Origin of the sequence: Pseudomonas sp. JH-2, assembly GCF_036231725.1 — a bacterium.
GTDB lineage: Bacteria > Pseudomonadota > Gammaproteobacteria > Pseudomonadales > Pseudomonadaceae > Pseudomonas > Pseudomonas delhiensis.
Map to the genome: position 1 here is coordinate 68,654 of NZ_JAZAQP010000033.1, position 9,115 is coordinate 77,768.

Consider the following 9,115-nt stretch of genomic DNA (forward strand, 5'->3'; position numbering starts at 1 on the left):
CAGGGCGCTCTTCGTAGGAGCGAGCTTGCTCGCGAAGGGCGCCGCGGAGGGAATGGGGGTTCGCGAGCAAGCTCGCTCCTACAAGAGCCCGAGGCATCGGCTTGTCCACGGATGCTGTGGAGCCGCCTGTGGATATCCTGGGAACAAGCGCGCCGGCCGCCCGTGAGCAAAGGCTTCGCCGCGGCTGCCGGCAAATTGACCAGCCGCCCGCCGCAGCGGCTAGGCTAGAATGCGCGCCCTTGCCACCGACCCCGCCCAGCCCATGACCGAGCACCGTTCCTCGCCCTCCCCCAGCGCCATCGTCATCGGCGGCGGCCCCGCCGGCCTGATGGCGGCCGAAGTGCTGGCCGGCGCCGGCGTGCGCGTGGCGCTGTACGACGCCATGCCCTCGGTGGGGCGCAAGTTCCTGCTGGCCGGCGTCGGCGGCATGAACATCACCCACTCCGAGGCCCGCGAGGCCTTCGTAGGCCGCTACGGCCCGCGCCGCGGGGAAGTCGGCGCGCTGCTCGCCGATTTCGACGGCCAGGCCCTGCGCGAATGGATCCACGGCCTGGGGATAACCACCTTCGTCGGCACCTCCGGCCGCGTCTTCCCCACCGACATGAAGGCCGCGCCCCTGCTGCGCGCCTGGCTCAAGCGCCTGCGCGAAAAAGGCGTAGTTATCCACACCCGCAGCCGCTGGCAGGGCTGGGACGACCAGGGCCGCCTGCTCATCGACGGCCCCGCCGGCCGCGAGGCGCTGCGGGCCGACGCCACCGTCCTCGCCCTGGGCGGCGGCAGTTGGCAACGCCTGGGCTCCGACGGTGCCTGGGTGCCGCTGCTGCAGGCGCGGGGCGTGGAAGTCGCGCCCCTGCGTCCCTCCAACTGCGGCTTCGAGGTCGAGGCCTGGAGCGAGTTCTTCCGCGACAAGTTCGCCGGCGCGCCGGTCAAGCCGGTGGCCCTGGGCCTGGACGGCGAGGCGCCGCGCCAGGGCGAGTTCGTGGTCACCGCCGGCGGCATCGAGGGCAGCCTAGTCTATGCGCTGTCCGCCGCCATCCGCGAGCGCATCGCCCACGACGGCTCGGCCACCCTGTACCTGGACCTGCTGCCGGGCCGCAGCGCCGAGCAGGTGGCCAAGGCCCTGGCCCAGCCGCGCGGCTCCAAGTCCATGGCCAACCACCTGCGCGGCCGCCTGGGCCTGGACGGCGTGCGCGCCGGCCTGCTGCGCGAGTTGTCCACAGCCGCGGACTATGCCGAGCCGCAACGCCTGGCCGCGCTGATCAAGGCGCTGCCGCTGCCCGTGGTGCGCGCTCGCCCGCTGGACGAAGCCATCAGCAGCGCCGGCGGCGTCACCTTCGAGGCTGTGGATAAGCAACTGATGCTGGACGCCCTGCCCGGGGTGTTCTGCGCCGGCGAGATGCTCGACTGGGAGGCCCCCACCGGCGGCTACCTGCTCACCGCCTGCTTCGCCAGCGGCCGCGCCGCCGGCCTGGGCGCATTGCGCTGGCTGAAACTGGAACCCTAGTGCTAGATTGCGGACTCCCTTCCGGCAGAGTCCGCGCCATGCCCCTGAGCTTCCGTCCGGCCCGCGCCGGGGACGTCGATGCCGCCGTCCCGCTGATCTACAGTTCCGGCCCCGACGCCTTCGACTACGCCTTCGCCCGCCCCGGCCGCAACAGTGCCCAGGACTTCCTGCGCCACGCCTTCGTCCAGGGCGGCGGCCAGTTCGGCTGGCGCCAGCACACGGTGGGCGAACTGGATGGGCGGGTGGTGGCGGTGGGGACCCTGTTCGGCGGCGAGGCCAACCTCGGCTACCTGCTCGCCGCCAGCCGGCAGATCCTCGGCTTCTTCGGCCCGGGCGCGCTGCCGGTGATCCACCATGGCCTGCAACTGGAGCGCATCATCTGCCCGCCGCCGAAGCGGACGCTGTACCTCGCCCACCTCGGCGTGGCGCCGGAACTGCGCGGCGAAGGCCTGGGCAGCCAGCTGATCGCCCACTTCCTCGAACGCGGCCGCCAGGCCGGCCTGCCCATGGCCGCCCTCGACGTGTCGGTGGCCAACCCGCGGGCCCAGGCGCTGTACGAGCGCCTGGGCTTCGTGGTGCAGGCCGAGCGCACCTCCGACCTGCCCGGCGTGGCCAGCCACCGCTACATGCAGCGCGCCCTCTGAGCCTGCGCTAGACTGCGCGCCAGCCGCCCGCAGAGGCGGCAACGCCACCGTGCCGGCCAGTGCCACGACAAGGAAGCGCCATGAGCAACCTGAACAGCGTCGAACTGAAAGTCTTCGTCCCGGCCCGCGACTACGCCCGGTCCCAGGCCTTCTACCGCGACCTCGGCTTCGCCAACCCCTGGGGTTCCGAGGAGCTGAGCTACTTCCACCACGGCGACCGCTGCGCCTTCCTGCTGCAGAACTTCTACGTCAGGGAGTTCGCCGAGAACCTGATGCTGCACCTGCTGGTGGAGGACGCCGACGCCTGGTGGCAGCGCCTGCGCGAGATCGATATCGCCGGGCGCTACGGGGTGCGGCTGGGGGGGCCTGCGGATCAGCCTTGGCGGATGCGGGATTTCACCCTGCATGATCCGAGCGGGGTGTTGTGGCGTATCGGCCACAATCTTGATTGAGCGGGGTCGCGGCTTTTCGCAGGAGCGAGCTTGCTCGCGAACGGCATTCTGCCGGGTGGTTCGGTGTGTATCCTCAAGAGCGCCCTCTCCCCAGCCCTCTCCCTGAAGGGAGAGGGGGCTTGTCCGTGCCGAGAGGAGGCTTGGTTTCAGCCGGTAGTCTCTGTGCTAGCCGGCTGACGCTGGAACATCCAAATACACCGAACGATCCCCCCTCCCTTATTGAGCGGGGCGTGACTTTTTGTAGGAGCGAGCTTGCTCGCGAACGGCGTTCTGCCGGGTAGGTTCGGTGTGTATCCTCAAGAGCGCCCTCTCCCCAGCCCTCTCCCTGAAGGGAGAGGGGGCTTGTCCGTGCCGAGAGGAGGCTTGGTTTCAGCCGGTAGTCTCTGTGCTAGCCGGCTGACGCCGAAATACCCGAGCATGCCCAACGGTCCCCTCTCCCTTCAGGGCGGGGCGCGCAGCCGAGGGTTAGGGAGAGGGAGCGGGGCCAGGCCAAGGCAGCGGAATCGCCGGGAAGCTCCGTTCGCGAGCAAGCCCGCCCCTACAGGTACCACCCCCAAGGCTGGTCGGACACATACTCCGTCACCTGCTTCACCTCCAGGTAGTTCTCCAGCCCCCACATCCCAAGCTCCCGGCCGATACCGCTCTGCTTCATGCCGCCCCAGGGGGCCTGGGTGAAGGTCGGTTGCGAGCAGTTGACCCAGACGATCCCCGCGCGCAACCCGTCGGCCACCCTTGCGGCGCGCTGCGGGTCGCCGGACATCACAGCGCCGGCCAGGCCGAAGCGGCTGTCGTTGGCCAGGCGCAGGGCCTCGGCCTCGGTCCTGAAGCGCTTCACGCAGAGCACCGGGCCGAAGATTTCCTCGCGCCAGATGATGGCGTTCTCCGCCGGCTCGTCGAAGATGGCCGGCTCGACGAACCAGCCCTCGGGCAACCCCGCCGGGCGCCGGCCGCCGGTGAGCAGGCGGGCGCCGCAGGCCTTGCCCTGTTCGATGAAGCCCAGCACCTTGTCGTACTGCCCCTGGCTCACCAGCGGGCCGAGCAGCACGCCCGGCTGCAGGCCGTTGCCGATGGTGATGGCGCGGGTGGCTTCCACCAGGCGTTCCAGCAGCCGCGGGGCGATGCCTTCCTGCACCAGCAGGCGCGAGGTGGCGCTGCACACCTGGCCCTGGTTCCAGAAGATGCCGAAGAGGATCCACTCCACCGCCGCTTCCACGTCGCTGTCGTCGAAGACGATGAAGGCCGACTTGCCGCCCAGCTCCAGGCTGATGTTCTTGATGTCCCGGGCCGCCGCCGACATGATCTTCGCCCCGGTCGGCACGCTGCCGGTGAAGGCCAGCTTGTCCACCCCCGGGTGCTGGGCGAGCGGGCCGCCGGCCTCGCCGCCCAGGCCCGGCAGCACGTTCAGCACGCCGGCCGGCAGGCCGATGGCGTCGGCCGCGGCGGCCAGTTCCAGGGCGCTCAGCGGCGTCAGCTCGGAGGGCTTGAGCACGCAGGTGGCGCCGGCCGCCAGGGCCGGGGCGACCTTCCAGGCGGCCATCAGCAGCGGGTAGTTCCAGGGAATGATCTGCCCGGCCACGCCCACCGGCTCGTGGCGGATGCGGCAGCGGAAGCGCTCGTCGGGCAGGGCCAGCGCCTGGTCCTGGCGGCCGTCCAGCTCGCGTGCCAGCTCCGCGTAGTAGCGGAAGCAGCCGATGGCGTCGGCCACGTCCCACTGCGCCTCGGGCAGCGGCTTGCCGTTGTCGCGCACCTCCAGTTCGGCCAGCCCGGCCTGGTTGCGTTCCAGCTCGTCGGCCAGCGCCTCCAGCCACTCGGCGCGCTCGCCGCCGCGGCTCTGTCCCCAGCCACGGTTGAAGGCCTGGCGCGCCGCGCGCACGGCGTGGTCGACGTCTTCCTCGGTGGCCGCCGGCACCTCGCGCAGCGGCCGCCCGGTCGCCGGGTCGAAGCTGGTGAAGGTCCCGCCCAGGTCCGGGCTGACCCATTGCCCATTGATGTACAGCTGGTCACGCATCGCACGTCTCCTTGTCTGCGGCCATCAGGCGGCCTGAACGCCGGCGCGGCGGTTCTGCAGGTAGCGGGAAGTGAACAGCAGCGCCAGCGAGGCGCAGATGATCACGGTGGATATGGCGTTGATCTCCGGGGTGATGCCGCGGCGGATCGAGGAGAAGATGTAGATCGGCAGCGTGGTCTCGGAGCCGGCGACGAAGAAGGCGATGATGAAGTCGTCGAAACTGAAGGTGAACGCCAGCAGGAAGCCGGCGAGGATGGCCGGGGCGATCTGCGGCAGGGTCACCCGGCGGAAGGTCTCCAGCGGCGGCGCGTAGAGGTCGGCGGAGGCTTCCAGCAGCGCCTTGTCCATGGCCTCGACGCGGGTGCGGACGATCACCATCACCAGTGCCATGGTGAACAGCGAGTGCGCCGCCACCACCGTGGGGAAGCCCATGCGCAGCTTCGGCAGGCCCATGTCCAGCGCCAGCAGCAGCGGGTTGAGCACGTCGAACAGGGTGATGAAGGCGATCAGCGTGGCGATGCCGATGACGATCCCCGGCACGATGATCGCGCAGTAGGTCAGCGCATCGAACAGCAGGCGCACGCGCTTGCCCACCCGCTGCAGGCCGAACACCGCCAGGGTGCCGAAGAAGGTGGCGATCAGCGCCGAGCACAGGGCGATCAGCGCGCTGTTGCCCAGGGCCTCCATGATGAAGGGGTTGCCGAAGGCGCGGCCGAACCACTGCACCGAGCAGCACTGGAAGCTCAGCCCGCTGCGCCCGGCGTTGAAGGCGAAGAGCATGATCAGCGCGATGGGCGCGTAGAGGAACAGGTACAGCGAAGTCGAATAGCTGCGCAGCCACATCTCAGAGCACCCCGTCGTTGCGCGGGCCGCCGTAGCGCGCCGCGAGTTTCAGGTACAGGCCGATGATCGCCAGCATCATCGCCACCAGGGTCATGGCCACGGCGCTGCCGAACGGCCAGTTGCGCGATTGCAGGAACAGGTCGACCAGGGCGTTGCCGACGAAGAACACCTTGCCGCCGCCGAGGATCGCCGGGATCAGGAACTCGCCCATGAGCAGGATGAACACCAGCATCACCCCGGTGATGACGCCCGGCGCCGACAGCGGCAGGGTCACCCGGCGGAAGGTCTCGAAGGCGCTCGCGCCGAGGTCGCCGGAGGCTTCCAGCAGGCGCTTGTCGAGCTTCTCCAGGGTCACATAGATGGGGAATACCATCAGCGGCAGGTAGCCGTAGACGATGCCGATCAGCACCGCCCAGGGCGTGTTGATCAGGCGCACGTCGGCGATCCCCAGGCTCTCCAGCAGCGCCGGGATGCCCTTGCCGCTGAGGATAAAGATCCAGGCGTAGGTGCGGATCAGGAAGCTGGTCCAGAACGGCACTATCACCAGGGTCAGCAGCAGCGACTTGTTGCGCCGCACCTTCACCGCCAGGAAGTAGGCCAGCGGGTAGGCCGCCAGCAGGCAGGCCAGGGTGCCCAGCGGCGCCAGGGTCAGGGTGTTCCAGAAGGCCTGGGCGCGCGAGCCGAGGTTGAGGTAGTTCTCCAGCGTCAGCCCGCCGCCGTAGCCGCCCACGGCGCTGCGCTCGCCGAAGCTGAAGACCAGGATGATCACCAGCGGCATCAGCAGCAACAGCAGGAACCACAGGGTGGAAGGCAGCAGCAGGAGCAGCGTGACGCGGCGGCCGAGGCTTCTCGCCGGTGCGGCCACGGGCGTCGCAGCGGCCTGCAGGGGGGCGCTGACAGCGATGTTCATGTTCGATTCCCTACGCATGGAATTGCACGGAGCCCCCGTAGGAGCGAGCTTGCTCGCGAACCGCTTCGGCACGGCTCTGTTCGCGAGCGGGCTCGCGCCTACGAAGGGCCGTCCTCAGGCGGCCTTGAAGCGCGCCATCAGCTCGGCCCGCGCCGGGCTGGTGAGGGTCGCCGCAGCGCCGAACTCCAGGGGCGACAGGCGCTCGGCCGCCGGGTACATGATCGGGTCGTCGAGCATCTCCTTGGGCAGCAGCGCGTCCACCCGCTTGTCGCCGCTGGGGTAGCCGTGGGCCAGGACCTCCAGCTTGTTGTGCTGCGGGTCGAGCAGGTAGTTGATGAAGGCGTAGGCGGCGTCGCGGTGCTCGGCGCCCTTGGGGATGGCGAAGAAGTCGCTCCAGATCTCGCCGCCCTCCTTGCCCAGCACGAAGGTCATGTCCGGGTTGTCGCGGTGCAGCTGCGAGGCGTCGCCGGTCCAGGCCATGGCCATCCAGGCGTCGCCGTTGCGCAGCGAGGGCTGGATGTCGGAGTTGATGGCGAACAGGTGCGGCTTGGCCTTGATCAGCAGTTTCTCGGCGTCGGCCAGTTCCTTCTCGTCCACCGAGTTGAAGCTGTAGCCGTAGTACTTCAGGGCGTTGCCGATGGCGGTGAGCTGGTAGTCGTGGACGATGGTGCGGCCCGAGGCGCTGGTCAGGGTCAGGTCCCAGAACTGTTTCCAGGAGTCCGGGCTGCCCTTGACCCGGCTGGCGTCGTAGACGATGCCGGTGGTGCCCCAGTTCTTCGGCACCGCGTAGACCTTGCCGTCCACCGTGCCCTGGGCCATGAAGCGTTCCTCGAAGGCCGCGGGCTCGAAGTTGGGGATGCGCGAGAGGTCCAGCGGCTCGATCAGCCCCAGCTTCACGTAGGTGCTGATGGTGTAGTTGGTCGGCACGAAGACGTCCCAGCCGCTGCCGCCGGCCTGCAGCTTGGCGAGCATCTCCTCGTTGGAGCCGAACACGTTCATCTGCACCCGCGCGCCGGAGGCCTTGGCGAAGGCCTCGAAGTTCTCCGGGCTGTGGTAGTTCGGCCAGGTGGCCAGGGTCACGCGGTCGCCCAGGTTGCCGCTCTGCCCGGCATAGGCCTTGCCCAGCAGCAGGCCCGGGGTGTTCGCCGCCACCACCGCCGCCGCCAGGCCCAGGCCGGTGCGGCCGAGGAACTCGCGGCGGGTGATGGAGCCCTTCTCCCAACTGCGCATCGTCTTGATGAAACTCTTCTTGTCCATCGTCACTCCCCGCCTGTCTGCTGTGGTTATGGTTGGATCGTCCAGGGCCGCGCCGGGCGCAGCCGCATTGCTCAGAGGCCCATGGCCAGGCCGCTGGCCTGGTTCCAGCCGACCTGTACCCGCGCGCCGTGCTCGAAGGCCGCGCCGGCCTCGGCGCCCTGCCGCAGCACGCGCACGCAGACGATGCCGAAGGCTTCGGTGCGCACCCGGTATTCGGTGAGGTTGCCCAGGTAGATGCGGTCTTCCACGCTGCCGCCCAGGCGCACCTCGCGGGCCAGCTCGGCGCCGGCGGCGGCGATGCCGACCAGCTCCGGGCGCACCGCGATGCAGCCTTCGCTCTGCGGCGCCAGGGCCGGGCCGGTGGGCGTCTGCGGGCTGCTCAGCTCCAGGCCGGCGGCGGTGGCGAGCACCACGCGGCCGCCGTCGACGCGGCGCACGGTGCCGCTGAACAGGTTGGATTCGCCGATGAAGTCGGCCACGTAGCGGCTCGCCGGCGTTTCGTAGAGGGCCTCGGGACTGGCGGTCTGGATGATCAGGCCGTCCTTCATGATGCTGATGCTGTCGCTCATCGACAGCGCCTCTTCCTGGTCGTGGGTGACCAGCACGAAGGTGATGCCGACCTCGCGCTGCAGGCGCAGCAGCTCCGACTGCATCTCCTTGCGCAGCTTGCGGTCCAGCGCCGCCAGGGGTTCGTCGAGCAGCAGCACGGTGGGCTTGTTGACCAGCGCGCGGGCCAGGGCCACGCGCTGCTGCTGGCCGCCGGACAGCTCGTGGGGCTTGCGCGCGCCGAAGCCGGACAGGCGCACCATCTCCAGCGCCTCGTCGGCCATCCGGCGCTGCGCGGCGCGGTCCGGGCGCGGGGTGCGGTAGCGCAGGCCGTAGGCGATGTTCTCGGCCACGCTCAGGTGCGGGAACAGCGCGTAGTGCTGGAACACCATGTTCACCGGGCGCCGGTGCGCGGGCACCCCGGCCACCGCCTGGCCGGCCAGCAGCACCTCGCCTTCGCTGGGCTGCTCGAAGCCGGCGATCATCCGCAGGGTGGTGGTCTTGCCGCAGCCGGAGCTGCCGAGGAAGGAATGGAAGGCCCCGCGGCGCACCCTGAAGTTCAGGCCGTTGACCGCCTGCACGCTGCCGTAGCGCTTGACCACGTTGCGGAACTCGATGTCGAAAGCCTGGCTGGAATCCATCGCCGCACGCCCCTTCGGTGGCTGTTCTTGTTGCCGGTCACGCTAGCAATGGGGCTTTCGGGGTGTATATATCCCTCGGGGGATAGATGCCGCGCGCACGGCCTACCTGTAATTGGATGGACTCACCCTCACCGAGGCGTCGAAGCGCCACGGTGGCATTCTAAGAAGCCGCCGACAGTGAGGGTGAGGCCATGAAAAAGCATACGACGACGAAGAAGCCCATGTCTGCAGTCGATGTGTCGGCTTGCACGACAGTCGCCGTGGATTTGGCGAAGAAGGTATTCCAGGTGGCCGGGGAAGATGCCCAGGG

The 9,115-nt window shown here is 69.5% G+C and carries 8 protein-coding genes; 3 read left to right on the forward strand and 5 right to left on the reverse strand.

What is annotated here, in order from left to right; translation table 11 throughout:
* Positions 1-328 precede the first annotated feature (328 nt).
* The 3 genes from VV867_RS21180 to VV867_RS21190 all read left to right on the forward strand — a co-directional run bounded on the left by VV867_RS21180 (position 329) and on the right by VV867_RS21190 (position 2,600).
* Positions 329-1,504: a TIGR03862 family flavoprotein gene (locus VV867_RS21180; protein WP_442965046.1), complete on the forward strand. Its 1,176-nt coding sequence runs from the start codon at positions 329-331 to the stop codon at positions 1,502-1,504.
* Positions 1,505-1,542: 38 nt separating this feature from the next.
* Positions 1,543-2,148: a GNAT family N-acetyltransferase gene (locus tag VV867_RS21185; RefSeq protein WP_089389817.1), complete on the forward strand. Its 606-nt coding sequence runs from the start codon at positions 1,543-1,545 to the stop codon at positions 2,146-2,148.
* Positions 2,149-2,228: 80 nt separating this feature from the next.
* The gene (locus VV867_RS21190; protein ID WP_328567480.1) at positions 2,229-2,600 is read left to right on the forward strand and encodes a VOC family protein; all 372 of its coding nucleotides are present in this window, start codon (positions 2,229-2,231) and stop codon (positions 2,598-2,600) included.
* Between the two features lie 538 nt (positions 2,601-3,138).
* Here the strand turns inward: VV867_RS21190 and VV867_RS21195 are convergent.
* From VV867_RS21195 to VV867_RS21215, 5 genes are all read right to left on the reverse strand, one after another.
* Positions 3,139-4,608: an aldehyde dehydrogenase family protein gene (locus VV867_RS21195; protein WP_328567481.1), complete on the reverse strand. Its 1,470-nt coding sequence runs from the start codon at positions 4,606-4,608 to the stop codon at positions 3,139-3,141.
* Between the two features lie 24 nt (positions 4,609-4,632).
* Positions 4,633-5,451: an ABC transporter permease gene (locus VV867_RS21200; RefSeq protein WP_275628607.1), complete on the reverse strand. Its 819-nt coding sequence runs from the start codon at positions 5,449-5,451 to the stop codon at positions 4,633-4,635.
* A gap of 1 nt (position 5,452) precedes the next feature.
* Complete coding sequence (locus VV867_RS21205) at positions 5,453-6,361, reverse strand: ABC transporter permease (RefSeq protein ID WP_328567482.1); 909 nt, start codon at positions 6,359-6,361, stop codon at positions 5,453-5,455.
* A gap of 114 nt (positions 6,362-6,475) precedes the next feature.
* Positions 6,476-7,618: an ABC transporter substrate-binding protein gene (locus tag VV867_RS21210; protein ID WP_328567483.1), complete on the reverse strand. Its 1,143-nt coding sequence runs from the start codon at positions 7,616-7,618 to the stop codon at positions 6,476-6,478.
* A 71-nt stretch (positions 7,619-7,689) separates the two neighbouring features.
* On the reverse strand, positions 7,690-8,805 hold the full coding sequence (locus VV867_RS21215; protein WP_275628604.1) for an ABC transporter ATP-binding protein: 1,116 nt from the start codon (positions 8,803-8,805) through the stop codon (positions 7,690-7,692).
* Positions 8,806-9,115 lie beyond the last annotated feature (310 nt).